Origin of the sequence: Stenotrophomonas capsici (assembly GCF_034961085.1) — a bacterium.
GTDB classification, from domain to species: domain Bacteria; phylum Pseudomonadota; class Gammaproteobacteria; order Xanthomonadales; family Xanthomonadaceae; genus Stenotrophomonas; species Stenotrophomonas capsici.
On the sequence record NZ_JAYFUH010000249.1, the window covers coordinates 306,783 to 331,187 of the forward strand.

At 68.8% G+C, this 24,405-nt stretch carries 23 protein-coding genes and 1 riboswitch; of the genes, 8 read left to right on the top strand and 15 right to left on the bottom strand.

What is annotated here, in order from left to right:
* Positions 1–70: 70 nt before the first annotated feature.
* The 3 genes from trhA to VA603_RS14570 all read right to left on the bottom strand — a co-directional run bounded on the left by trhA (position 71) and on the right by VA603_RS14570 (position 3,422).
* Positions 71–703, bottom strand: a complete 633-nt coding sequence (gene trhA / locus VA603_RS14560; RefSeq protein ID WP_132865273.1) for a PAQR family membrane homeostasis protein TrhA — start codon at positions 701–703, stop codon at positions 71–73.
* Between the two features lie 125 nt (positions 704–828).
* Complete coding sequence (locus tag VA603_RS14565; RefSeq protein WP_323439277.1) at positions 829–2,433, bottom strand: peptide chain release factor 3; 1,605 nt, start codon at positions 2,431–2,433, stop codon at positions 829–831.
* Between the two features lie 122 nt (positions 2,434–2,555).
* On the bottom strand, positions 2,556–3,422 hold the full coding sequence (locus VA603_RS14570) for a M23 family metallopeptidase (protein ID WP_425603717.1): 867 nt from the start codon (positions 3,420–3,422) through the stop codon (positions 2,556–2,558).
* A 54-nt stretch (positions 3,423–3,476) separates the two neighbouring features.
* Positions 3,477–3,596: riboswitch (SAM riboswitch) on the top strand.
* A gap of 69 nt (positions 3,597–3,665) precedes the next feature.
* On the opposite strand from VA603_RS14570, the gene metX reads away from it, so the two are divergent.
* The 4 genes from metX (at position 3,666) to rarD (ending at position 8,134) form a co-directional block, all read left to right on the top strand.
* A complete protein-coding gene (gene metX, locus VA603_RS14575; protein ID WP_323439279.1) occupies positions 3,666–4,694 on the top strand; it encodes a homoserine O-succinyltransferase MetX in 1,029 nt (342 codons plus the stop codon).
* Entirely contained in the window at positions 4,691–5,938 is a 1,248-nt protein-coding gene (locus tag VA603_RS14580; RefSeq protein WP_132865269.1) for an O-succinylhomoserine (thiol)-lyase, read from the top strand. The genes metX and VA603_RS14580 overlap by 4 nt, the downstream gene beginning before the upstream one ends.
* Complete coding sequence (locus VA603_RS14585; RefSeq protein WP_132865268.1) at positions 5,935–7,002, top strand: homoserine dehydrogenase family protein; 1,068 nt, start codon at positions 5,935–5,937, stop codon at positions 7,000–7,002. The genes VA603_RS14580 and VA603_RS14585 overlap by 4 nt, the downstream gene beginning before the upstream one ends.
* Positions 7,003–7,231: 229 nt before the next feature.
* Positions 7,232–8,134, top strand: coding sequence for an EamA family transporter RarD (rarD, locus tag VA603_RS14590; RefSeq protein WP_323439280.1), 903 nt, complete (start codon positions 7,232–7,234; stop codon positions 8,132–8,134).
* On the opposite strand, the gene VA603_RS14595 is transcribed toward rarD, so the two are convergent.
* From VA603_RS14595 to VA603_RS14625, 7 genes are all read right to left on the bottom strand, one after another.
* Positions 8,109–8,897: a hypothetical protein gene (locus VA603_RS14595; protein WP_323439281.1), complete on the bottom strand. Its 789-nt coding sequence runs from the start codon at positions 8,895–8,897 to the stop codon at positions 8,109–8,111. The two genes, rarD and VA603_RS14595, sit on opposite strands and share 26 nt — an antisense overlap.
* Before the next feature lie 186 nt (positions 8,898–9,083).
* Complete coding sequence (locus VA603_RS14600) at positions 9,084–10,247, bottom strand: low temperature requirement protein A (RefSeq protein ID WP_323439282.1); 1,164 nt, start codon at positions 10,245–10,247, stop codon at positions 9,084–9,086.
* Positions 10,248–10,275: 28 nt separating this feature from the next.
* Positions 10,276–10,527, bottom strand: coding sequence for a DUF4209 domain-containing protein (locus VA603_RS14605; protein ID WP_132865265.1), 252 nt, complete (start codon positions 10,525–10,527; stop codon positions 10,276–10,278).
* 3 nt (positions 10,528–10,530) lie between these two features.
* Entirely contained in the window at positions 10,531–11,982 is a 1,452-nt protein-coding gene (locus VA603_RS14610; RefSeq protein WP_323439283.1) for an aldehyde dehydrogenase family protein, read from the bottom strand.
* A gap of 86 nt (positions 11,983–12,068) precedes the next feature.
* Complete coding sequence (locus tag VA603_RS14615; protein WP_132865263.1) at positions 12,069–12,842, bottom strand: SDR family oxidoreductase; 774 nt, start codon at positions 12,840–12,842, stop codon at positions 12,069–12,071.
* A gap of 98 nt (positions 12,843–12,940) precedes the next feature.
* Entirely contained in the window at positions 12,941–13,414 is a 474-nt protein-coding gene (locus VA603_RS14620; protein ID WP_323439284.1) for a hypothetical protein, read from the bottom strand.
* A gap of 194 nt (positions 13,415–13,608) precedes the next feature.
* On the bottom strand, positions 13,609–13,830 hold the full coding sequence (locus VA603_RS14625; protein WP_323439285.1) for a hypothetical protein: 222 nt from the start codon (positions 13,828–13,830) through the stop codon (positions 13,609–13,611).
* Positions 13,831–13,933: 103 nt separating this feature from the next.
* Here VA603_RS14625 and VA603_RS14630 point away from each other — a divergent pair, with 103 nt between their 5' ends.
* Both VA603_RS14630 and VA603_RS14635 read left to right on the top strand, forming a co-directional pair.
* On the top strand, positions 13,934–14,374 hold the full coding sequence (locus tag VA603_RS14630) for a hypothetical protein (protein ID WP_132865260.1): 441 nt from the start codon (positions 13,934–13,936) through the stop codon (positions 14,372–14,374).
* A 313-nt stretch (positions 14,375–14,687) separates the two neighbouring features.
* The gene (locus VA603_RS14635; RefSeq protein ID WP_323439286.1) at positions 14,688–16,064 is read left to right on the top strand and encodes a sensor histidine kinase; all 1,377 of its coding nucleotides are present in this window, start codon (positions 14,688–14,690) and stop codon (positions 16,062–16,064) included.
* Here the strand turns inward: VA603_RS14635 and VA603_RS14640 are convergent.
* Together VA603_RS14640 and VA603_RS14645 are read right to left on the bottom strand one after the other, a co-directional pair.
* Complete coding sequence (locus VA603_RS14640) at positions 16,046–16,783, bottom strand: response regulator transcription factor (protein WP_323439287.1); 738 nt, start codon at positions 16,781–16,783, stop codon at positions 16,046–16,048. The two genes, VA603_RS14635 and VA603_RS14640, sit on opposite strands and share 19 nt — an antisense overlap.
* A 145-nt stretch (positions 16,784–16,928) precedes the next feature.
* Positions 16,929–18,311 (bottom strand): L-serine ammonia-lyase, encoded by a 1,383-nt coding sequence (locus tag VA603_RS14645; protein WP_323439288.1) that lies wholly within the window; start codon positions 18,309–18,311, stop codon positions 16,929–16,931.
* A 98-nt stretch (positions 18,312–18,409) separates the two neighbouring features.
* On the opposite strand from VA603_RS14645, the gene VA603_RS14650 reads away from it, so the two are divergent.
* The gene (locus tag VA603_RS14650; RefSeq protein ID WP_132865257.1) at positions 18,410–18,637 is read left to right on the top strand and encodes a glutaredoxin family protein; all 228 of its coding nucleotides are present in this window, start codon (positions 18,410–18,412) and stop codon (positions 18,635–18,637) included.
* Between the two features lie 117 nt (positions 18,638–18,754).
* Here the strand turns inward: VA603_RS14650 and VA603_RS14655 are convergent, their stop codons facing one another.
* From VA603_RS14655 to VA603_RS14665, 3 genes are read right to left on the bottom strand one after another with little or no spacing between them, the layout of a single operon-like run.
* Positions 18,755–19,327, bottom strand: coding sequence for a YceI family protein (locus tag VA603_RS14655; RefSeq protein ID WP_313251698.1), 573 nt, complete (start codon positions 19,325–19,327; stop codon positions 18,755–18,757).
* A complete protein-coding gene (locus VA603_RS14660; protein WP_192287382.1) occupies positions 19,324–19,902 on the bottom strand; it encodes a cytochrome b in 579 nt (192 codons plus the stop codon). Before VA603_RS14660 ends, VA603_RS14655 begins: the two co-directional genes overlap by 4 nt.
* The gene (locus VA603_RS14665; protein WP_132866198.1) at positions 19,892–20,569 is read right to left on the bottom strand and encodes a YceI family protein; all 678 of its coding nucleotides are present in this window, start codon (positions 20,567–20,569) and stop codon (positions 19,892–19,894) included. The genes VA603_RS14660 and VA603_RS14665 overlap by 11 nt, the downstream gene beginning before the upstream one ends.
* A 256-nt stretch (positions 20,570–20,825) precedes the next feature.
* On the opposite strand from VA603_RS14665, the gene VA603_RS14670 reads away from it, so the two are divergent.
* Positions 20,826–24,401, top strand: a complete 3,576-nt coding sequence (locus VA603_RS14670) for a hybrid sensor histidine kinase/response regulator (RefSeq protein WP_323439289.1) — start codon at positions 20,826–20,828, stop codon at positions 24,399–24,401.
* Positions 24,402–24,405: the final 4 nt, after the last annotated feature.

Consider the following 24,405-nt stretch of genomic DNA (forward strand, 5'->3'; position numbering starts at 1 on the left):
CGTGGCGTGCATGTTCCGTTGCCGGCGCGTATGCACCTGCGGGGCATCGCCGGCCGGCGGGCGCACCCGATCAAAGCAGCAGCGCGGTCACCGCGACGAAATGGCAGACGCTGCCGCCGATCACGAACAGGTGCCAGATGGCGTGCGAATACGGGACCTGCTCGCGATGGTAGAAGAAGGTTCCCAGCGTGTAGAACACGCCGCCGCCGAACAGCCAGCCGATGGTCCACCCGTCCAGCGAGGCCCACATCGGCTTGATCGCCACCACCACCAGCCAGCCCATGGCGATGTAGATGGCCGTGGACAGCTTCTTGAAGCGGCCGGTGTAGAACAGCTTGAACACCACGCCGAACAGCGCCAGTGCCCAGATCGCACTGAACAGGCCCCAGCCCCACGGACCGCGCAGGCCGACCAGGGTGAAGGGCGTGTAGGTGCCGGCGATCAGCAGGTAGATCGCGCAGTGGTCGAAGATCTTCAGCCGGCCCTTGGCCACCGGATGCTGGATGGCGTGGTACAGGGTGGAGGCGGTGTACAGCAGCAACAGGGCGACACCGAAGACGATGGCGCTGCCCAGCTCCCAGCCATCCCCGTAGATGGCGGCCAGGGTGATCAGCACGGCGCCGCCGGCCAGTGCGGTGACGGCGCCCAGCCCGTGGGTCAGGGCGCTGGCGATTTCTTCCCGGATCGAAACAGCTGTGGTCATGTGCGACTGCCGCGGGCGGTGGGGAAGCCCGATGGCAGCTATTAAAGCAGGGAACGGGCCGGGAGCGGGAACCGGAACGGGACAGCCGCTCCCGTTCCCCTTCGCGCAGGGCGGTCCTTCCGCCCTCAATCCACCGAGACGGTATGCGCCGCTTCGCGGGTAGCGGAGAAACGCACGTCCGGCGCGCGTTCCTCGGCCAGCTGCAGGTTGACCCGGGTCGGGGCCAGGTACACCAGGTGGCCGGAGGCGTCGACGCTGAGGTTGTTGGCGTTCTTCTCGCGGAACTCCTCCAGCTTCTTGGCGTTGCTGCAGGTGACCCAGCGCGCGGTGGTGATCGAGACCGGCTCGAACACCGCTTCCACGCCGTACTCGTCCTTCAGGCGGTAGGCGGCCACGTCGAACTGCAGCACGCCGACCGCGCCGAGGATCAGGTCGTTGCTCATCAGCGGGCGGAAGAACTGGGTGGCACCTTCCTCGGACAGCTGCGCCAGGCCCTTCTGCAGCTGCTTGAGCTTGAGCGGGTCCTTCAGGCGGGCGCGGCGGAACAGTTCCGGGGCGAAGTTGGGGATGCCGGTGAAGGTGACCGCTTCGCCTTCGGTGAAGGTATCGCCGATGGAGATGGTGCCGTGGTTGTGGATGCCGATCACGTCGCCCGGCCAGGCCTCGGCGGCGATCTCGCGGTCGCTGGCCATGAAGGTCAGCGCGTTGGCCAGCTTCATTTCCTTGCCGCTGCGCACGTGGAAGGTCTTCATGCCGGCGCTGAACCTGCCCGAGCACACGCGCATGAAGGCCACGCGGTCACGGTGCTGCGGGTCCATGTTGGCCTGGATCTTGAACACGAAGCCGCTGAGCTTGTCTTCCTGCGGGGCCACGTCGCGGCCGGTGGTGGCGCGTGCCTGCGGCGCCGGCGCGTGCTCGACGAAGAAGTCCAGCAACGGCTGCACGCCGAAGTTGTTCACGCCCGAGCCGAAGAACACCGGGGTCTGCTCGCCGCGCAGGTAGGCGTCCTTGTCGAACGGATGGCTGGCGCCCTGCACCAGCTCCAGTTCGTCGCGCAGGTCGGCCAGCATCTTCTCGCCGATCTTCCCGGCCAGGCCGGGTGCATCGATGGACGGGAAGATGGTGGAGTCCTGGCGGGTGAAGTTGCGGCCCGGTTCGTACAGGTGCACTTCGCCGGTGAGCAGGTGGACCACGCCCTTCAGGCGCTGGCCCATGCCGATCGGCCAGGTGACCGGGGCGCACTGGATGCCGAGCACGGTTTCCACTTCATCCAGCAGCTCGATCGGGTCCTTGCCCTCTCGGTCGAGCTTGTTGATGAAGGTCATGATCGGGGTGTCGCGCAGCCGGCAGACTTCCATCAGCTTGATGGTGCGCTCTTCCACGCCCTTGGCCACGTCGATGACCATCAGCGCCGAGTCCACCGCGGTGAGCACGCGGTAGGTGTCCTCGCCGAAGTCGGCGTGGCCAGGGGTATCGAGCAGGTTGACGATCTTGTCTTCGTACGGGAACTGCATCACCGACGAGGTCACCGAGATGCCGCGCTCCTTTTCCAGCGCCATCCAGTCGGAGGTGGCGTGGCGGGCGGCCTTGCGGCCCTTGACCGAACCGGCCATCTGGATCGCGCCTCCGAACAGCAGCAGCTTTTCGGTCAGCGTGGTCTTGCCGGCGTCAGGGTGGGAAATGATGGCGAAGGTGCGGCGGCGCGCGGCTTCGGAGGCGACTTCGGACATGGTCGGGGGCGCCCGCCCGGGCGCAGCAGTAGACGAATGAACCGGCAATTATACCTGTCGGCCGGCCGCAACAGCGGCGGCCGCGCGCGCGGCGCGTTCAGTTCGGCGGCAGCGGGCGCGGGTTAGCGGTCCTCGCGCGGGAAGCGCAGTTCGCCGTTTGGGCTGTCCATGCGGAACGGCACCGATACCAGCGCCAGCCCGGTGTTGGCCTGCACCGCGAAATGCAGGTGCGGGCCGCTGCTGCGGCCGGTGTTGCCCGAGCGGGCCAGCACCTGGCCGACCTGGACCCGTTGGCCCGGGCGGACTTGCAGCCCGCCGGACTGCAGGTGGGCGTACAGGCCGATGCTGCCGTCGCCGTGCAGGACCCGGACCAGGCAGCCCTGCCCGGGCGAATCGGCGATCACCTGCATCACGGTGCCGGCGCGTGCCGCCAGCACAGGCGTGCCTTCCGGCAGCGGGAAGTCGACCGCGTGCAGGTTCTGCGGGTCGCCATGGCTGAAGCGCCCGCCGAACGCCTGGCTGACGCGGATGGCCGCCTGCCGGAAGGGCAACTGGTAGCGGTAGGCGTCGGGCCGGGCCGCAGGATCACCCGGGACTGCATCCAGCATCAGGCGCGCGCCACTGGCGTTGCCGGGCAGCCAGGTCAACAGGCGTTCCTCGTTGGCGGCGAGCAGGTGCGGCGGCACGGGAGCGTCCAGTCCGCGCAGCTGCACCTGAACCGGACCGGACAGCAGGTTGCGCGCGATCACCGCATGGCCGCCGCCGCGCGCCTGCAGGCGCAGGCTGGCGAAGTGGTCGGCCGGGGAAGTGGCCGGGATGGCCGGGGCGCCGCCGAGGTTCCAGCCCTGGCGCCAGCGTGCGCCGGGACTGGCGTCGCAGCCGAGGGAGAACAGCAGGAGGAGAGGGAGCAGCGTGGTTGGGCGCACGGTGAGGGGGCAGGCAGGGGGTAGTGGATTGTGCCTGCTTGGTTGCGTCGGAAACCTATCCATCTCTTTATTCGAATAAAGCGATTGACACGGACGCGGGGCGCTGGCATCGTAGCGCCACCATCGAGACCGGCAGAGGGACAGGCCCTTTGAAGCCGGGGCAACCAGCAGACGCGCAAGCGCCTGTGTTTGGTGCCAAATCCTGCGGTGACCACTGTGTCCGCCGAAAGATGGTTCGATCCGTACCCCGCGTACGGCGAACACGGGCCCGCGAAGCTCGATGGCTGCTCCTTACCGGATATCGCCATGCGTTTCGCCACTGCCATTGCCGCCCAGGAATTCCCCGCCGCTTCCCCGGACAGCGCTGAACGCGCCATTCCCGCCGTGCGCGGCGAGGTCGAGGTGCGCCTGGCGATGCGTCATGCAGGACAGCGCCTGCTGCGCCTGCGCTACGAACTGGTCGGCACGGCCGGTACGCCGGTGGTGCTGGTGGCCGGCGGCATCTCGGCGCATCGGCACATCGCCGCCAACAGTGGTTTCGGCGAGAAAGGCTGGGCCGAGGGGCTGGCCGGGGTGGGCCGCGCGCTGGATCCCAGCCGTCGTCGCCTGCTCGGCGTGGATTTCATCGGCGCCGACGGCGAGCTGGACGCGCCGATCGATACCACCGACCAGGCCGACGCGATCGCCGCGCTGCTGGACGCGCTGAAGATCGAACAACTGCACGGTTTCGTGGGCTATTCCTACGGCGCCTTGGTTGGTCAGCAGTTGGCCGTGCGCCACCCGCAGCGGCTGGCCAGGCTGATCGCGGTCAGCGGCGCACACCGCCCGCATCCGTATGCCTCGGCCTGGCGCGCGCTGCAGCGCCGCGCGGTGGCGCTGGGCCAGCTGCAGTGCGCCGAGACGCACGGGCTGGCACTGGCCCGCCAGTTCGCCATGCTCAGCTACCGCACGCCGGAGGAGTTCGGCGAGCGCTTCGACGCCGCGCCGGAAGTGGTCAATGGCCGCGTGCGCGTGGCCGCCGAGGACTACCTCGACGCCGCCGGCGTGCAGTACGTGGCCCGCACCCGCGTCAATGCCTACCTGCGCCTGTCCGAATCCATCGACCTGCACCGCGTCGACCCGGCTGCCATCGGCGTGCCGACCCTGGTGGTCGCCGTGGAAGGCGACCGCCTGGTGCCGCTGTCGGACCTGGTCACGCTGGTCGAGGGCCTGGGCCCGCGCGGCAGCCTGCGCGTGCTGCGCTCGCCCTACGGCCACGACGCCTTTCTCAAAGAAACCGATCGCATCGACGCGATCCTCGCCAACGCCCTTCGCCTGCCCGGAGAAACCGCATGAGCCTGTCCCACACTTCCGCTGTGTCCTGTAGCCGCGTCACCGCGGCCGTGCGTGCCGGCATCGACCGGGACACCGCCCACGGCGCGGTGACGCCGCCGATCGTGCTGTCGTCCAACTTCAGCTTCGACGGCTTCGGCAACAAGCGGCAGTACGACTACACCCGCAGCGGCAACCCGACCCGCGACCTGCTGGGCGAAGCCCTGGCCGAACTGGAAGGCGGCGCCGGCGGCGTGGTCACCGCCACCGGCATGGGCGCGATCAACCTGGTGCTCAATGCGCTGCTGCAGCCGGGTGACCGCCTGGTGGTGCCGCATGACGCGTACGGCGGCAGCTGGCGCCTGTTCAACGCGCTGGCCACCAAGGGCCATTTCGAGCTGGTCACCGCCGACCTGACCGACCCGCGCTCGCTGGCCGATGCCCTGGCGCAGCAGCCGAAGCTGGTGCTGATCGAAACCCCGTCCAACCCGCTGCTGCGCATCACCGACCTGCGCTTCGTGATCGACGCCGCGCACAAGGCCGGTGCCAAGGTGGTGGTCGACAACACCTTCCTGTCGCCGGCACTGCAGACCCCGATCGCGTTCGGGGCCGACGTGGTGCTGCATTCCACCACCAAGTACGTCAACGGGCACAGTGACGTGGTGGGCGGCGCGGTGATCGCCGCCGATGCCGAGGTCCACCAGCAGCTGGTGTGGTGGGCCAACGCGCTGGGCCTGACCGGTTCGCCGTTCGATGCGTTCCTGACGCTGCGTGGCCTGCGCACGCTGGATGCGCGCCTGCGCGTGCACCAGGAGAACACCCAGGCGCTGGTCGAGCTGCTGGTGGGCAATGAAGCGGTGTCCAACGTCTATTACCCGGGCCTGGAATCGCACCCGGGCCATGCGGTGGCGGCGCGCCAGCAGAAGGGCTTCGGCGCGATGCTGTCCTTCGAACTGGAGCCGTGCGACGGAGAGGACCCGCACGCAGCGGTGCGCGCCTTCGTCGATGGGCTGCAGTACTTCACGCTGGCCGAATCGCTGGGTGGCGTGGAGAGCCTGGTGGCGCACCCGGCGACCATGACCCATGCGGCGATGACCGCCGAAGCGCGCGCCAAGGCCGGCATCAGCGACGGCCTGCTGCGCCTGTCGGTGGGCATCGAGTCCAGCCAGGACCTGCTGGCCGACCTGCAGGCCGCCCTGGCCCGTGCGGCCAACGTGATCGCGCAGTCGCGGGATGCCTCCAAATGCAAGAAAACGGTGGATGCATGAGCGCGCAGCTGCGTCCGCAGGAAACCACGCAGGCCCGGCTGGTGCTGCTCGGCACCGGCACCGTCGGCTCGGCGTTCGTCAGTCGCTACCAGGCCCTGCAGCAGCGCCAGCTGAGCCTGCCGGCGTTGCACGTGGTGGCCAACTCGCGCATCGCGCTGGCCTGCGGTGATGCGCCCGATGCGGTGCTGTCACAGGCGCGCAATGCGCAGCGCGGTGAAGGCGAGCCCGTGCACCGGCAGGAAGTGGGGCGGCTGGTCGCCGGCGACATCGTGGTCGATGCCACGGCCAGCGAGGCGGTGGCCGCCGATCATGCGCAGTGGCTGGCGCAGGGCATCCACGTGGTGACGGCCAACAAGCTGGGCAACGGCACCGCGCTGGTGCGTGCCCGCGACATCCGCGCCGCCGCCGATCGCGGTGCCGCGCAGTACGGCGATGCCGCCACCGTCGGCGCCGGCCTGCCGCTGCTGCGCAGCATCCGCGCGCTGGTGGCAGGCGGCGACCATGTGCATGCGATCGAGGGCGTGCTGTCCGGGTCGCTGGCCTGGCTGTTCGACCGTTACGACGGCAGCCAGCCGTTCTCCGCCTGCGTGCGCGAGGCCGCCGCCGCCGGGTACACCGAACCAGACCCGCGCATCGACCTGTCCGGCGAAGACGTGCGGCGCAAGCTGCTGATCCTGGCGCGCGCGGCCGGCGTGCCGCTGGAGGCCGAACAGGTGCAGGTGGATTCGCTGGTGCCGTCGGCATTGGCCGCGTTGCCGGCGGCCCAGGTCGATGGCGCGCTGGAACTGTTGGACGCGCCATTGGCCGAGCGCCTGCAGCAGGCCCGTGCGCAGGGCCTGAAGTTGTGCGTGGTCGGGCGCGTGGACGCGCAGGGGGCCCACGTGGGCCTGCGCGCCTTGCCGGCCGATCATCCGCTGGCCGGTGGGCGCGGCACCGACAACCGCGTGGCGATCCACAGTGACCGGTACTGCGCCCAGCCGCTGTTGATCCAGGGGCCGGGGGCGGGTGCCGAAGTCACCGCCGCGGCATTGCTCGACGATGTGCTGGGGATCGTGCGCCGCTGAGCGACGCATGCCGGCTCGGTGCGGATGTGGGGCTGCAGGGCATGTACAGCGATGCGGGGTGACGGCGGGGGCGTGAGGCGGGGTTCCCCTCCCGGCCGAAGGGTTGGGGATCGGCGTTGGCCCCGGTACCCTGCGCCGGTGGCACGCTCCCTGCGTCGATGCCGCGTGTCCCGCGGCGGCTGCCGCCCCCTCAGGTGCGGGTTGCCCTGTCTGTCGATCGGGTGGTTCCGTGTCCAAGGGTGTGCTGGTTTCGTTGGTGGCGTCGCTGCTGTTCGGCGTGATGTATTACGGCAGCCCGCACCTGACACCGCTGCAGGGACAGGACATCTTCGGCTGGCGCGTGCTGTTCGCCGTGCCGCTGGTGGCGCTGATGCTGCGGGTGAGCGGCGAGCGCACGTTGATACCAGGCACCTTGCAACGCCTGCGCACCGACCGCCGGCTCTGGCTGGCGATGCCGGCCTGCGCGGCGATGGTCGGGGTGCAGTTGTGGTTGTTCCTGTGGGCACCGCTGCATGGGCGGGCGTTGCAGGTGTCGATGGGCTACTTCCTGCTGCCGCTGGTGATGGTGCTGGTCGGGCGCGTGGTCTATGGCGAACGCCTGTCGCCGCTGCAGCGGCTGGCGGTGGCCAGCGCCGCGTTCGGCGTGGGTTGGGCGCTGCTGCGCAACCACGGCCTGTCGTGGGAGATGCTGCTGGTGGCACTGGGCTACCCGGCGTACTTCCTGGTGCGCCGGCACCTGGACATCGCCCACCTGGGCGGCTTCTGGGTGGAGTTGGTGCTGTTGCTGCCGGTGGCGGGGTGGGCCGCGATCGGGGACGGCCAGGCGCTGCTGCAGATGCTGGCGCAACGCCCGGCACTGTATGCATTGATCCCGTTGCTGGGCGTGGTCAGCGCGGTGGCGCTGATGTGCTACGTGCTGGCGGCGAAGATGCTGTCCTTCAGCCTGTTCGGGCTGCTGACCTACGTCGAGCCGGTGCTGTTGATGCTGGCCGCACTGTTGCTCGGCGAGAGCGTCGGGCAGGGCCAGTGGCCGACCTACATCGCGATCTGGATCGCGGTGGCCCTGCTGGCGCTGGAAGGCGGCATGAAACTGCGCCGCCGCCGGCTCAACGGCGGCTGTAGCGGTCCCTGAGATAGCGCTGGACATCGGCACGCGTCATCGGCGTGCCGTCGTGGCTGACGGCGCTGAAGTCCACGCCGTTCTCCCAGAGCTGGAGCGCGTTGACCACGGCGATGTTCTCCGAGGCGGTGCGTTCCTGCAGCCCCAGCAGGTAAGCATTGAAGCCGGCCTCGCGCAGCCAGGAGTCGTAGCTGGCGTCGTGATCGGTGGCGAACTGCATCTGGTAATGGCACTGCTCGCGGTCCGGCGACGGGCGTGCGTCGCACTGTGCATCCCAGGCATGCAGGCCGATCACCGCGTCCGGCTCCAGCTGGCGCTGCGCAGCGGCGGCCCAGAGGGCAACGCACATGCTGGCGCAGTGCGAGCTGACCCGCACGATCAGGTTGCGGCGGCGGATCATCCGCGCCGCTTCCAGGCCAGGCTTGGCGTAACCGCCGCCACTGGTGATGTCGATGCGTTGCAGCGAAGGGTTGGCGTCCAGCGCCGCCTGCAGGTCCTGGGCGAAGTTGCGGCCGACGCTGCCCGTGATGCGCAGCACGCGGCCCTGTTCGCCCACCGTCATGCGCGCTTCGTCCAGGGTGGCCAGCGTGGTGGACTTCTCACCCTGCACGACGTGCGCCTCCGAGCGTGCCGCGCCGCGCGAAGACGCGGCTGCGGGGCCGGGCGTCGCATCGGCCTGCGCCGTCGCGCCGGCGTCGGGTGCGTCGCGCCTTCCGATGTACCAGGCCAGCACCACCAGCACGCAGGCGCCCAGCATGACCCGGGTGAGGGTCAATCCGCCCTTCCTGGGCTCGGGCCGCCTGCGGGGTGCCGGGCGCATCGGTGCCGGGCGGGCGGGGTCCTGTTCGCTGTGCATCCTGTTCCCTGGGCAGATCGTGGGGTGGCCGGATTCTGATCTGCCCGGCAGGGCACTTCAAGACCAGGATTGGACACCACGGCCGGAGGGCACCGTCCCGCAGACTCAGCCGCGATTGGCGCTGGAATGCTGCTCCCATCCGGTCACCACGAACAGGACCGCGGTGGTCCACGCATTGGCCACAAGCAGGTTGAAACGCCAGCCGACGATCGCGGTGATCGCAAGAAGTCCCAGGCCGACCAGGTGCGAGACGGGGTAGTGCCCGTGGATCACCCGCTTGTACAGGCCGCTGCCGAGCAGGAACAGCGCTGGTCCCACCACCAGCACCAGCAGGGACGTTCCGTCCATGCGGGCGGTGGGGTGCGCGATGACCAGGTCATTGCCGACCGCGGTGACGATGACGCCCGCCAGGATGAGCACGTGCAGGTAGTGGAACAACGCGGCGTATCGGCCCGGATCCGGTGCGTGGACGATGACCTCGGTCGCTTCCTTCACCGCGACGCCGAAGTAGACACGCCACATCGCCACGCTGCCGGCGAACGCGGCCGTGAACGCGAGCAGCATCGGCATGTCCCAGTGGTGGGCGTGGCCCAGCGTTGCGCCCGCGACCAGGACCGACTCGCCCAGCGCGACGATCATGAACAAGGCACAGCGCTCGACGATGTGCCCGCCTTCCACCGTCCAGTCGCGCTCGCTGTTCGAACGGCCCAGGCCCGGCAGCGGGAAGCCGAACATCGGGGACAGGTACTCGCAGGCCACGGCCACCGCCCACAGGAGCATCCGTGGCGTGCCTTGCTGCAGGCCGCCGGCGATCCAGAACACCGCGCTGATGCAGGCCCAACCGAGGATGCGCGTGTAGTTGGAGGCCAGCGGCGCGTTGCCCAGGCTGAGGCGGATATACAGGGCGCGCCCCACCTGCATCAGCGCATAGCAGCCGGCGAAGAGGAGACCGCGCTGGCCAAAGGCGTCCGGCAGGGCCGCCGCCATCCCCAGCGAGACGAACATGAGCCCGAACAGCATGCGGCGGATGCGCGGGGACTCGGGGTCGAACCAGTTGGTGATCCAGCAGGTGTACTGCCAACCCAGCCAGACCGCGAACCACAGCAGCAGCGCCTGGGCGGCGCCGAGCGGGGTCAGGTTGCCCAGCAGGAAGTGCGATACCTGGGTGACCGCAAAGACATAGACCAGGTCGAAGAACAGTTCCGCGTAACCGACCTTGGCCTCATGGCCGTCGCGCACGCGCAGCATGGAATGGATTCGGGTGTTCACCGGGGCATCCGTGGAGAGGGGTTCAGGGTCACTTGGCCGCGTGCTTCCACGCCAGCCACACCGCCAGCGCCAGTGGCACCAGGTAGATCGCGGCCTGGATCGGCAACTCCTCGCGCAGCGTGTAGCCATGCGACAGGCCCGTGCGCAGGTTCCAGCCGACGACGGCCAGCCACGCCGCGGCGAAGAGCACGGCCGCCATCACGCGTCGTGAGGGGCCCCCCAGCCACGACGCCAGGGCGGCCAGGAGAAGTCCAGCAACGATCAGCAGGGTTGTGCGCATGGTTCAGTCCGTCGCGTTGGGGTGGGTGTTCGTATCCGGCATCGGTGAGGCGTCATCCCCGGGCGCGGGCGGTTCCGTCCACGCGAACAGCCCCAGGCTGCCGGCGATGTCCTTGCCGGCGTAGGGCGGGAAGACGTCCAGCACCTCGTCGGGGTTGCCGATCAACATGGCCTTGGTGTTGCTGAGCGTGTCGAAGCCGGCCTTGCCGTAGTACTTGCCCATCCCCGAGTAGCCGACGCCGCCGAAGGGAAGGCTGTCGATCCAGCAGTGCAGGTTGGTCTGGTTCACGCAGCCGCCGCCGAAGGACACGCTCCCCAGGAAGTAGTCGATGGCCGCCGGGTCCTTGCTGAAGATATAGGCCGCCAGCGGCCTGGGCCTGCGCTTGATGAGGCCGACCACTTCGCGCAGGTCGTCATAGGGGATGACGGGCAGGACCGGGCCGAATACCTCCTGCTGCATGGCCGGGTCGGTCCACGCGGAGGGATACAGCACCGTCGGCTCGACGTACCGGCCGGGGACGTCGAAGCGACCGCCATGCACGACCTTGTCCGGGAGGATGTACGAGGCCACGCGTTCGGCATCATGCTCGCTGATCATCCGCGCGAAATCCGGGCTGTGGCGGGGGTCTTCGCCGTACATATGGATCAACGACCGTCTCAGGCGCGTGATGAACGCATCGGCGATCGAGCGGTGCACGCAGACGTAGCCCGGGGCCACGCACCACTGGCCGGCGATGGCGTTGTGGCCCCAGGCGATCCGGTCCACCGCGACGTCCAGGTTGGCGCTGGCATCGACGACGGTCGGGTTCTGCCCGCCCAGTTCCAGCACGACCGGGGTCAGGTGCTCGGCGGCGGCGCGCAGCACCACCTTGCCGACCGCCGAGCTGCCGGTGAAGAAGATGAAGTCGAACGGCAGTTCCAGCAGCGCCGCGATCTCCTCGCGGCCGCCGGTGACGATGGCGACATCCTCGGGGTTGAAGTGGTTGGTGATGCAGCGGCTCAGCAGTTCGGCGGTCGCCGGGGTGGTGTTGGCCGGCTTCAGGACCACGGTGTTGCCTGCGGCCAGTGCGGCGATGGCGGGGTCCAGCAACAGCAGGATCGGCGCGTTGAAGGGGCCGATGACCAGGGTCACCCCGTACGGCTCCTTGAACACGAGGCCCCGGTTGCCACGGGCCTCCAGTCCCGGCGGGATCGGCACCGGTTGCGGTGCCATCAGGGCCTTCAGGTTGTCCCGGTAATACTGGATCACGCCCAGCGGGACAGTGATCTCGAACAGCTGCTCGAACGGTGGCTTGCCGAAATCCTGGTGCAGCGCCGCGCAGAGCGCCTGCTGGTGCTCTCGCAGCATCCGTTCCATGCGGTCCAGTTGCTCCAGGCGCCATGCAAGGGACTTGGTGGCATCGGTGTCGAACCGCGCCTTCTGCGCGTCGAAGCAGGACTGGAAACGATTGCTCATCGTGATTACCCCACGCGATTGGCAGCTGAAGGTCCTGTCCATGGAACAGGAAGGGTGACGCGCTTTCCGCGCGTCACCGCCATGCATCAGCGGGTGGTATAGCCACCATTGGCGAAGATGGTCTGCCCGGTGATCCACCAGCCGTCGGTGACCAGGAACTTGACGATCGGCGAGATGTCCTGGATGTCGGTCAGCCCGGTCCTGCTGTACTTGCTCAGTGCCGCGGCGGACTTGTGGTAGGCCACCGCGTCCGGCTGTTCCTGCCCGTAGAAGAACGGCGTATCCATCGGGCCCGGGCCGATGGCGTTGACCGAAATGCCACGCTCGCCGAACTCCTTGGACGCGGCGCGCGTGTAGTGCTCCACGGCGGCCTTGCTGCCCGGGTAGATCGCATAGAACGGCGTGTAGGCGGCCAGCAGGGAGCTGACGATCGTCACGATGTTCCCGCCGTCGGCGAGGACACGCCCGGCCTGCTGGATGAAGAAGAACGCGGCCTTGGCATTGGCGTCGAAGCTCTTGTCGTAGTCGGCCTCGGTGATGTCGGCGATGGGCTTCTTGATGACCACGCCGGCGGTGTTGATGGCGATGTCGACCTGGCCGAAGTGGGCCTTGGCCTGGTCGAACAGCTTCACGTTGTTGTCGACCACCGCCAGGTTTCCCTGGAACAGGGTGGCATCGGCCCCCTTGGCCTTCAGTTCGGCGGCGGTCTTCTCGGCGTCGGCGCGGGAGGCGTCACTGTTGTAGTGGAGGGCGATGCCGCGCGCGCCGGCATCGACGAACTGGTGGGCGATCAGCGCGCCGAGGTTCTTGCCGCCGCCTGCGATCACGGCGACTTTGTTCTTCAGGGAATGGTCGTTCATCTGCATGTTCCTGATGGTGGGGCGGTGGTGATGGCGCTTCCGGCACGCCGGTGGTCGCCGTGTGGCCTCGCTGCGGCGCAGGAGGAGGTGCTTGCAGCTCAGTTGCTGCGGGGTTCGTCCCGCTGTGGAGCGTTCTCCTGGCGCAGGGCATCGAGCAGCCGGGTGAGTTCGGAGCGACTCTCCCGGGAAGCTGCCAGGCGGCTTGCGCCGGTCCTGGCATCGGTGCCACGCAGCCAGCCGGGCGCGGACGGGCCAAGTGCGGCCAAGGCCGCTTCCTGGATGCAGGCCTGCCGCAGCGCGGTGAGGATCGGTTGCAGTTCACGCAGCGTCCTCACCCGCAGCGCCGGGGTGCTGCGCTCGTTATGCGCCTGGCGCCGCAACTGCACGGCAGCGGCGGCCAGCAGCGCGGCGCTCAACGGGTCCGTCTGGCTGATCTGGGCCGAACGCTGTGCGACCCGTTCGTGCAGATCGAACGTCGAGAGGTCCTGGGGAAGGTGCGGATGCGTCAATGCCTGCAGTTCCCCGAAGCTCGGGATTCGCGGGTTGGGCGGCGCGGGCGCGGTGCCTGTCATCGCGGAACGTGTTTCATCCGACGAGGCGTGGCCTGTACGTGGCGTGTCGGCGGGAGGCGAAGGCGCGCGACGCGGCGATGCGTGACGGGGAGGGTGTTTCCTCATCGTTTATCACCGACGGGGTGAGAAAACATGCGTGAACATCATGTCAATAGCCCTTATCTTCCGTTGCCAACAGGTACGGGATGGCGGGGTCATGCTTGCTGCGACGTCAACGCAATGCCGCACGCCTTCAGGGCCAGGGCATCGATCTGATGACATTGCTCGCCTGTGTCCTGCGTTGCACGGTTCAGGTAGAGGCTGGCAGACATGCGGCGTATTTCCTGCAGGGCCTGGACACGTTGTTGGGTGCTGAGCGAGGCGTTGCCCAGTGACTCGATCAGGGCGTGGATCTGTTCGATGCTTGGGTGTGTCACGGCTGTGTGTTCTTCGCGTTGGTGTGTCGGGCCCCTGCGGCGCCCTGCTGGGCTTCGTCCGGGGTGAAGTGATCTGTCAGGACGTTGCGGGGATCAGGTTGACGTGCTGAAAACGGTTGGCGTGCTCAATTCCATGCTTGTCTATCCCGTGAAGTCCGTCGGTGCGGTCAGCAGCTACAAATTGCATCTGACGGACTGGCCCGAGGTCTGCCTGCCGGGTTCGGAGTACTCCAGGGAGAAGCTCAACGCGGCGCTGAGGGCGGCCGTACGCGAGCACATGCGGGTCGGAAAGCTCATCCCGCTGCCACGGAGTCGGCCACGGGACGGTATCGACGCGCGCCTGTCGGCAGCTGAGTCGATGAAGGTGCTGGTCCTCAATGAAATGGTGAGAAGCGGTGCCTCCTGTCATTCCCTGGCGCAGACCCTGTGCATGCCCGTGGATTTCATCAGGGCCGGCCTGGACATCTCGCAGCCGTTGAACATCGACCTGCTCGAGAGAATCGTCGGTGCACTGGGGCGGCGTTGGGTGGCCTACATCGCGTGAGACCGGTGGTCGGGCACGCTGTGCTTGACGCTCCGGATACCACCGCCGGATCATGCGCGGACGCGGGTGTGTCAGGGTTTCGGGGATATCGCTCCTGGCGGGAACTGGGGCGGCTTTAAGCTACAAAAGCGGGTCATTGAATACACGCATCGTTTGTCACCGCGGGGGTGATAAACGGTGAGGAATGGCCTTTGTGTCTGTTCTGTTTCGGTGCCTGGGGAGCGCGCGGCGATGACCGGCGCCGCGCCAGGCCGGTGGATGCCAGGAGACTCCCATCAAGTACGATTTTTTCCTCGGTCGGGTCCGGCGCTGGTTGTCGAACATCCCTGTCGACGATCCGGTTGATCGTCGCAATGCCCCCTTCGTGCAGGTGCTCCTGCTGTTCCTCGGGGTGTTCATCCCGCTCAACAAGTCGCTGTTCCTGTATGCCGTGCTGAGCGGTCGCTGGACGCGGGTCGTGCCGGATGCAACGGCGCTGGCAGCCGACCTGGCCACGGACGTGTTGATGACCTCCGCCGCATGGACAGGCGTGTGGTTGATCCGGCGGGGTCGTTTCCGCCAGGGCGTGCACCTGTTCCTCGGCGTGGTGATGCTGTCGATGGCGATCATCTACATCACCACCGGCATGGCGGGCGTGGGGTTCGATCCCATGCCGATGATCCTGCTGGCGTTGGCAGGCCTGATCCTGGGGCGCCGGACACTGTGGATCACGCTGGCCACGTTGCTGGGGGTCATCGCGGCGACCCTGGTCGCCGACCTCGTGCGCGCGGCGCTCGGCGGCGGGGCGGTCTCGGTCACGGGTCTGGGCAAGGCCGTGTCGCTGGCCGGTATCTGGTTGCTCATCGCCATCGCGCTGGACCGCACCGTGGCCGCACTGCGCAACAGCCTGGAGGAATCCAACGCCCGCGGGCAGGCGCTGGCGCTGGCCTACGAACGGCTCCAGGAAGAAGTCCGCGAGCGCGAACGCACGCGCGACCAGCTCGTCCACGCGCAGAAGATGGAGGCGGTGGGCCGCCTGGCCAGTGGCGTGGCCCACGACTTCAACAACGTGCTGGGCATCATCCTGAGTTATGCCGCGCAGCGGGAACGGTTGGCCGACAGGGGGGCGCCGGCACTCTATGAGGCGCTGGGCGACGTGGACCTGGCCGCCAGGCGGGCGTTGACCATCAGCCGGAAGCTGTTGAGCTTCAGCCGGCAGGAAGTGGCACGGCCGGAGGTGTTCGATGCGGCGGCGTCACTGCGCGAACTGATGCCGATGCTGAAGCAGCTGTTCGGGGCGCGGGTCCGCCTGCAGCTGGAGTGCGCCGATGGCGCGTTGCCGGTGCGGATGGACATCGATCGCTTCGGTCTGGTGATCATCAACATCGCCGCCAACGCGAGGGATGCCATCACCGATACCGGCACGTTCCACATCCAGGCAGGCAGGCTGGACGGGGCCTGGGTATGCCTGGACCTGACCGATGACGGCAAGGGCATGCCGGAAGACGTGCGCACGCAGGCCTTCGAACCCTTCTTCACCACCAAGCCGAGCGGGATGGGGACTGGCCTGGGCTTGTCCGTGGTGCGCGACATGCTGCTGGAGGCAGGCGGAAAGATCGACCTCGTTGGCCCGCCGGCGCAGGGCACGACGGTGCGGATCCTGCTGCCGCTGGCCGTGGATGGGGAGACCGCTCAGCTGGCGAGCACGTAGCCCTTTCCGCGGACCGAGAGCAACGGCAATGGCGGGGCATCGGGCGCGGCGGCGGCGGCCTTGCGGCGGACGCGGTGCACCAGGGCTTCCAGGCGATGCGGGTCGAAGTCCGAAGCGTCATCGGTCAATGCGTCGATCAGCCGCTCCCGCTCCACGGTCTGGCCGCGATGACGGGCCAGCAGGGCCAGCAGTGAACGCTCCGGGGTGGTCAGGGCGATGATCCTGCCGGCGGGCGTTTCCAGGCACCAGCCATCGGAGAGCAGCCGCCACGTGCCGGGCGTTTCCGTTGGCACCGTGCCGGTTGCCGTGCGCGGCAGGCGGCGCGACAGGCTGTGCAGGGTGACGGCGATGATCTCGACGTCCACGGGCTTGGCCAGATAGATGTCCGCCCCGTCGCGCAGGGCGCGCAGGTGGTTCTCGCGGCTCCCGGTGCCAGTCAGCATGACGATGCCCAGCCCGGGCTGGATGCGGCGCAGGTGCGAGGCGATGCTCAGGCCGTCCTCGCCCGGCAGGGCGATGTCCAGGATGACCACATCGAATGCCTCGGCCAGCAGGCCCCGATACAGTTCCGTGGCATCGCCATACCCCTGGACGTTGAACCCATGGTCGCGCAGGCCGGGAAGCAGGACGCGATCACGCAGCAGCGCGTCGTCCTCCGTGACCGCGACCTTCAGCGGTGGTTCCGGAAGGACGGGCGTGGGCGTGGTTCTGTCGTTCAAGTGGGGGCGTGATCGTTGACCGTCGCGCCAGCCTACTGCAGTCACCGGGGCTTTTGTAAGCGACCCGGTCGGCGACCGCGGCAGGCCGGTCGCCGGAGGCGGCGATGACGCCGCGGGGTACCGCGCGTGCCGGACCGGTGGCCGGTCAGCACTCGATGACGTTGACGGCCAGGCCGCCGCGGCTGGTTTCCTTGTACTTGTCCTGCATGTCGCGGCCGGTGTCGCGCATGGTCTTGATGACCTTGTCCAGCGACACCTTGTGCTTGCCGTCGCCACGCATGGCCATGCGGCTGGCATTGATCGCCTTGACCGCGCCCATCGCGTTGCGCTCGATGCAGGGGATCTGCACCAGCCCGCCGATCGGGTCGCAAGTCAGGCCGAGGTTGTGCTCCATGCCGATCTCGGCGGCATTCTCGATCTGGCCCGGGTTGCCGCCCAGCGCGGCCATCAGCCCGCCGGCCGCCATCGAGCAGGCCACGCCCACTTCGCCCTGGCAACCGACCTCGGCGCCGGAGATGGAGGCGTTCTCCTTGTAGAGGATGCCGATCGCCGCGGCGGTGAGCAGGAAGTCGAACACGCCCTGCTCGGTGCTGCCGGGGCAGAAGCGGTCGTAGTAATGCAGCACCGAGGGGATGATGCCGGCCGCGCCGTTGGTGGGCGCGGTGACCACGCGGCCACCGGCGGCGTTTTCCTCGTTGACCGCCAGCGCGTACAGGTTGACCCAGTCCAGCGTGGTCAGCGGGTCGCGCATGGCTGCTTCCGGGCGCGCGGACAGCTCGCGGTACAGCGTGGGGGCGCGGCGGCTGACGTGCAGGCCGCCGGGCAGGGTGCCCTCGGAGCGGATGCCGCGCGTCACGCAGGACTGCATGGCGTCCCAGATCTCGCGCAGGCCGGCGCGGATCTCGTCCTCGCTGCGCCAGCACTTCTCGTTCTCGAACATCATCTGCGCGATGCTCAGGCCGCTGCGCGCGGCCTGCGCCAGCAGCTCGTCGCCGCTCTTGAACGGGTAGGGGATGGGCGTCTGGTCGGGGACGATGCGGTCATCGGCCGCATCGTCCTCGTTGACCACGAAGCCACCGCCGACGGAGTAATAATCGCGGGTGGCGATGATCTGGTCGTCGGCGTCGTAGGCGGTGAAGCGCATGCCGTTGGTGTGGTACGGCAGCTTCTGGCGCTTGTTCATGGGCAGGTCGCGCTTCTCGTCGAAGGCGATTTCGTGCTGGCCCATCAGGTGGATGCGCTTGGTGGTGCGGATGCGCTCGAGCGCGGCCGGGATGATGTCCGGGTCGATCAGGTTGGGACGGTGGCCTTCCAGGCCGAGCAGTACCGCCTTGTCGGTGCCGTGCCCCTTGCCGGTCAACGCCAGCGAGCCGAACACCTCGGCGCGGATGCGCACGGTGTCCTGCAGGCGGCCCGGGTCGAGCAGCCAGCGGTGCACGAAACGCTCGGCCGCGCGCATCGGGCCCACGGTGTGTGACGAACTCGGGCCGATGCCGATCTTGAACAGGTCGAACGTGCTGACGGACATGCGTGCTTCTGCGTACTGCGTGGAGAGGGCCGCTATTCTACGTGCTGGCGGCGGCGGGCCATGCCTGCAGCGCAGCATTCCAACCACAGGGCAGCGGCATGAGCGGATTGGTGTTGTTCCAGCGCGATGATTGTCATCTGTGCGACCAGGCGCTGGCGGTGCTGGCGCAGGCACGCGCACCGGCGTTCGAAAGCGTGTTCATCGATGACGACGCGCCGCTGGAGGCGCGCTACGGGACGCGTGTGCCGGTGCTGCGCGATGGCGCCGGGCGCGAACTGGAATGGCCGTTCGACGCGGCCAGCGTGCAGCGTTGGCTGAAGCAGTAGCGCGCAGCCGGGCCGATGAGGCCCGTGCCGGGCGTGGCTCGGCACGGACAACAGCGGCGCGATGGCCGGCAGCGCGGAGCCACGCTCCGCTGCACCGGCACCACGCAGGGGCGTGGCTTACCTGGCGTTGAGCTTGACGATGGTGCTGATCGCCGTTTCGTTGGGGATGGTCTTGGTATCGGTCCAGTCGCCGCCGCCCACGCCGAAGTCCAGGCGCTTGACGGTGGCCTTGCCGGTCAGCACCGGCTGCGCGCCCGGCGCCCAGGTGAAGGTCAGCGTGACCGGCTTGCTGACGCCCCGCAGTTCCAGCGTGCCATCGGCGGCGAACTGGTTGTTGCCCAGGGCGCGGAAGCCGTTGGCGGTGTAACGGGCCTGGGCGAACTGGGCCACGTTGAAGAAATCCGCCCCCTGCAGGGTGGAGTCGCGGTCGGTGTTGCCGCTGCGGGCGCCGGCCAGCGGGATGCTGACATCGAGCTTGCCGGCGGCCGGGTTGGCCGGATCGAAGCTGACCTGGGTCTGGAAGCCCGGGAAGGTGCCGGTGAAGACTTCGCCGTCGTACTTGGTGGCGAATACCAGGATCGAGCCGGTCCCCGGTGCCTGCACGTAGTCGGCGGCCATGGCCGGGGCGACGGCCAGCATGCCGGCCAGGGCGGCGGCGACGGCGGCCGGGGAGGTGAGTTTGATGTTCATGCGGATTCCTTTTGCGGGGTGCTGAGCCAGCCTTGCGGCAGCATGCGGGTGAGGGTGGCGTCACGCTGGTGAACGTGATGGAAAACGGCGGCGCCGGCATGGCCAAGCACCAACAGGATCAAGGCCCAGAAGCCCCATTCATGGATCAGGTGCGAGACCTGCGCGGCCGATTCGCTCGGCGCGACCAGCTTGGGCATCTCGACCAGCCCGAACAGCTTGAACGGGCGCAGGCCGCTGGCCGAGTCGTACAGCCAGCCCGACAGCGGGATGGCGAACATCATCACGTACAGCAGCCAGTGGGTGAGGCTGGCCACACGCTCCTGCCAGCCCGGCGTGCCCGGCACCGGTTCGGGTGCGCCGGCGTACAGGCGCCAGCCCAGGCGTGCGGCGACCAGCACCAGCACGGTGATGCCGATCGACTTGTGCATCGTGTAGATCCAGAAGTACTTCGGGGTCTTGGGAAACTCGCCCATGACCAGGCCAACGATGCCCAGCGCCAGGATCAGCAGGGCGATCAGCCAGTGCAGGGATTTGCTGACGCTTCCCCATTGCTGGGCGGTGTTCTTAGTGGTCATGGCGTGGTTCCGTCTGTGTGGCGTGTTTCAGCGCGGCATCGGCCGCGTCCTGGAGGGAAGTGTCCTGCGCGTCGGCAGGGGTGTCGGTGTCCGGCGCGGGCGCGGAGGCGTTGTCGTCACGCACCGCTTCGGCCTCGATGCGCAGCTCCACGCGGTCGCCGATGACCGACTTCCATGCGTCGATGCCGAAGTCGGCGCGGCTCAGCGCGGTGGTGGCGGAGAACCCGGCGGTGCGGCGGAATGGCGGCAGCGGGTGACGCTTCACCGCATTGAGGGTGACCTCCAGCACCACCGCGCGGGTGACGCCGTGCAGGGTGAGCTGGCCATGGACGCGCGCATGGGTGGCGTCAACGGCCTCCACGCGGTCGGAGACGAAGCGCGCCCGCGGGAAGCGCTCGCCGTCGAGCAGGTTGCGCGCCAGCGTGGCCTGGTTCCATTTCGCATCCCCCAGGTCGACCCGGGTGAGTGGCACGGTGACGTCCAGCCGGGCGCTGCTCCAGTCCTGCGGGTCGAAGTGCAGCACGCCCTCGCTGCCCGAGACCGTGCCCAGCGCCTGCGAGAACCCGGCGTGCTCGATCGCGAACAGCACCCGCGTATGCACCGGGTCCAGCCGGTACGGCTCGGGTGCCGCAGCGGCCGCCAGCGGCAGCAGCCCCAGTGCCAGCATCAGGATGGGTCGCAACAAGGTCCCGGCTCCCCGGTTTCGGAATGGGCATGATTCTAGGCACAGTTGGGCGGAGGTTTGTGCGTACACGCTGCAACGGTTTGTTACAGCTGTCTGTGGTTCCGGCGGTGACGGGAGGGGAACTTTTTTGCTCCGCCTCCGCATGGACGCTAAAGTCGCAGCCTTGCGCGGGGCTGGGACGGCGGGGAGTGGCCGTTGCAGGGGCGCAAATGGACAGGCGAGGAGCAACGGACGTGTGATGAAGCGGTTCCTGGGAATTACCGGGCTGGCACTGCTGCTGTGGCTGGCCGTCGCGCCGGCGATGGCCGCGGTACTGGCCGAGACGCCGAACATGCGCCGGCTGGGGGTCGCCGAAGGCCTGCCATCGCGGATGGTGCTGGCCCTGGCGCAGGACCGCCAGGGATACGTCTGGGCGGCCACCGATGATGGCCTGGCCCGCTACGACGGCCACCAGCTGCGGGTCTGGCGCCAGGACCCCGACGATCCGGACTCGCTGCCCGGCAACGTGCTGGAGACCCTGCTGATCGACCCGCAGGATCGGGTCTGGCTGGGTGCCAACGGCGCCGGGCTGATCATGCTCGATGCCCAGCGCAAGGCGTTCCAGCGTTTCCAGGCCGTCGAGGAACGCTGCACCGAACAGGTCTGGGCACTGGCCTCGGTGGAGGGCGAGATGTGGGTGGGCAGCTCCGGCACCGGCATCTGCCGGCTGCATGCCGATGGCCGCGTGACCCAGTACCGGCATGTTCCCGGTGACCCGCACAGCCTGCCCGACGACACCATCTATTCGCTGCTGCTCGGCAAGGACGGCGCGTTGTGGATCGGCACCGCCGATGGCCTGGCCCGCCGCGCGCCGGGTAGCGAGCAGTTCACCCGCATCGTCGCGCCGCTGCTGGCCGGCAAGACCATCATCCGCATGAGCGCCGACCGTGACGGCGGGTTCTGGGCCGGCACCGAGAGCGGGCTGTTCCGCGTGCTGGACAATGGACTGGTGTTCCCCGCGCCGTGGCCGCAGGCCCAGCAGTCGCGGGCAGCGGTGCTGCTGCACGACCGCGACGGCGGGTACTGGATGGGAACCTCCAACGGCCTGTACCGCGGTGATGGCAAGCAGTTGACGCTGCTGGCCGGCGGGCGCGGCAGCGACTTCCTGACCGAGCACAGTGGCGTGCTGGACCTGCTGCAGGATCACGAAGGCGGTGTCTGGACGGCCCTGCTGACCCAGGGCCTGGCCTACCTGCGACCGGACTGGAAGCGCTTTTCCACTGTCTCGCGGCTGGACGGCAAACCGCTGGAAAGCCTGTACATGCGCAGCGGTGCGGCCGATGGCGACGGCTTCCTGGTCGGTGGCGCGCACGGGGTCTACCGGCTCGATGGCAGCGGGCAGCTGCAGCAGCTGGCCGACGAGGCGCGGTTGGGCGTGGGCGGGATCTGGTCGGTGCTGCGTGGCGCCGATGGACAGGTCTGGGCGGGGCGGGCCGGCAGCCTGGTGCTGTTCCGGCCCGAAGGCCAGGGGCGCCGGGTCGTGGACCTGGGCGTCGGCAGCGATCCGCAGTTCCGCGCCGACCTGATGCGCCGCGCCGCCGACGGCAGCGTGTGGTTGTCGATCATCGGATACGGCCTGCAGCACCGTGCCGCGAACGGTGAGCTGTTGGCCACCTATCCGGCCGGCGCGTCGCCGGGCCTGCCCGACAAGCTGGTCGAGCAGTTGCTGATCGACCGCAACGGCACGGTGTGGCTGACCGGCGCGGCCGGCGTGCTGTACTTCGACGGCACCCGCTTCATCACGTTGCAGGGCGTGTCGCGGGGGGGCGTGTATGACATCGCCTTCGTCCCGGACGGAACGGTCTGGTTGGCGCGCGACGGCGCGCTGGAGCACTACCGCCGCGAAGGCGACCGCCTCGTGCTGCAGCAGCGGCTGGGCAATGCGGAGGGCGTGCCGGCGGTGATGATGGGCGGGCTGGTACTGGGGTGCTCCGGACAGCTATGGGCCACCACCCCGCGCGGCCTGCTGCTGTGGCAGCCGGGGGCGCGGCGCGTGCGCTTGCTCGGCGGTGCCGATGGCCTGCCGGACGCGGAGTTCTCGCCACGCCCCCCGGCGATGGGCGGTTGCGACGCAGCGCTGGCGGTGCAGGCCAGTGGCCTGGTGGTATTCAACCCGGACCAGGTGGCGCAGCCGCTGCCAGCCTCCAAGCTGGTGATCGGTTCGGTGCATGTGCGCCGCGATGACGCGGTCAGCGAACAGGCGCTCAGCGGGGAGGTGATCCACCTGGGGGCCGGCGACCGTGACCTGCGCGTGCAGGCACGGCTGATGTCCTTCGCCGATCTGGCCAGCCACCGCTTCCGCTTCCGCGTGGAGGGCTACGACCAGAACTGGGTGGAGGTCAGTGCCGAAGGCGAGCGGGTGCTGTCGCGGCTGCCGCCCGGGCACTATCGCCTGGAGGTGCAGGGCGCGGCCGGCGACAGCGGCTGGACGCCGGTGCAGGCATTGACGGTGGAAGTGGCCTCGCCCTGGTGGCTCAGCGGTACGGCGATCGCCGCCTGGGTGGCGGTGATGGCCCTGCTGGTCAGCGCGGCGCTGCTGGCCTACCGTCGCCGCGTGCGCCGGCGTAGTGCATGGCAACTGGCCCTGCACAAGCAGGAGTTGGCCGAACAGGCCTCCCTGGCCAAGACCCGCTTCCTGGCCACGCTGGGCCATGAGGTGCGCACGCCGATGACCGGCGTGCTGGGCATGAGCGAGCTGCTGCTGGACACCGACCTGGATCCCCGCCAGCGGCGCTATGCCGGTGCCATCCAGCAGGCCGGTTCGCACCTGTTGCGGCTGCTCAACGACGCGTTGGACCTGGCCCGCGTCGAGTCGGGCAAGCTCGAGCTGGACAACCAGCCGTTCAATTTCAGCAAGGTGCTGGAGGAAGTGGTGGCGCTGATGGCGCCGATGGCCGAGCGGCGCGGCCTGGCGTTCGAGTACGCGCCGGGCTTCGACGGCACGGTCGAGGTGACCGGCGATGCCATGCGCCTGCGCCAGATCGTGATGAACCTGCTGAGCAACGCCATCAAGTTCACCGAGCAGGGCAAGGTGCGACTGGAGGTGGCATTGCTGCCGGACAACACCGGCCTGCGCCTGACCGTCAGCGACACCGGGCCGGGCATCAACGACGAGCAGCAGGCGCGCCTGTTCCAGCGCTTCGAGCAGGCCGATGGCTGGCGCACCGCCTCGCGTTATGGCGGCAGTGGCCTGGGGCTGGCGATCTGCCAGGAGCTGGCGGCGGCGATGGGGGGCAACATCCGTGTCAGCAGCCGCCTGGGCGAAGGGGCCAGCTTCCAGGTGGAGCTGCCGCTGCACTGGGTGCAGGGCGTGCAGGCCCCGCAGGAGGGCGACGCGGAGGCTGCGGCCGGCAGCGAGCCGCTGCGGATCCTGCTGGTGGAGGACGACCCGACCGTCGCCCAGGTCATCGCCGGCCTGTTGCGCGCGCGCGGGCATACCGTGGTGCATGCGCCGCACGGCCTCGCCGCGCTGGGCGAAGTGGCCGAGCAGGCGTTCGACATCGGCCTGTTCGACCTGGACCTGCCCGCGCTCGATGGCATGGCGCTGGCCCGGCAGTTGCGCGCGTCCGGGCACCTGTTCCCGTTGATCGCGGTCACCGCGCGTTCGGATGGCCAGGCCGAGCAGTTGGCGGCGGCGGCGGGGATGGAAGGGTTCCTGCGCAAGCCGGTCACCGGCCAGCTGCTGGCGACCACCATCACGCAGGTGTTGTTACGCTCACGCGCCCAACGTGGTGGGGGACCGGCCCTGGCCGGGTTGCCGATGCACGAGGAATGACGGG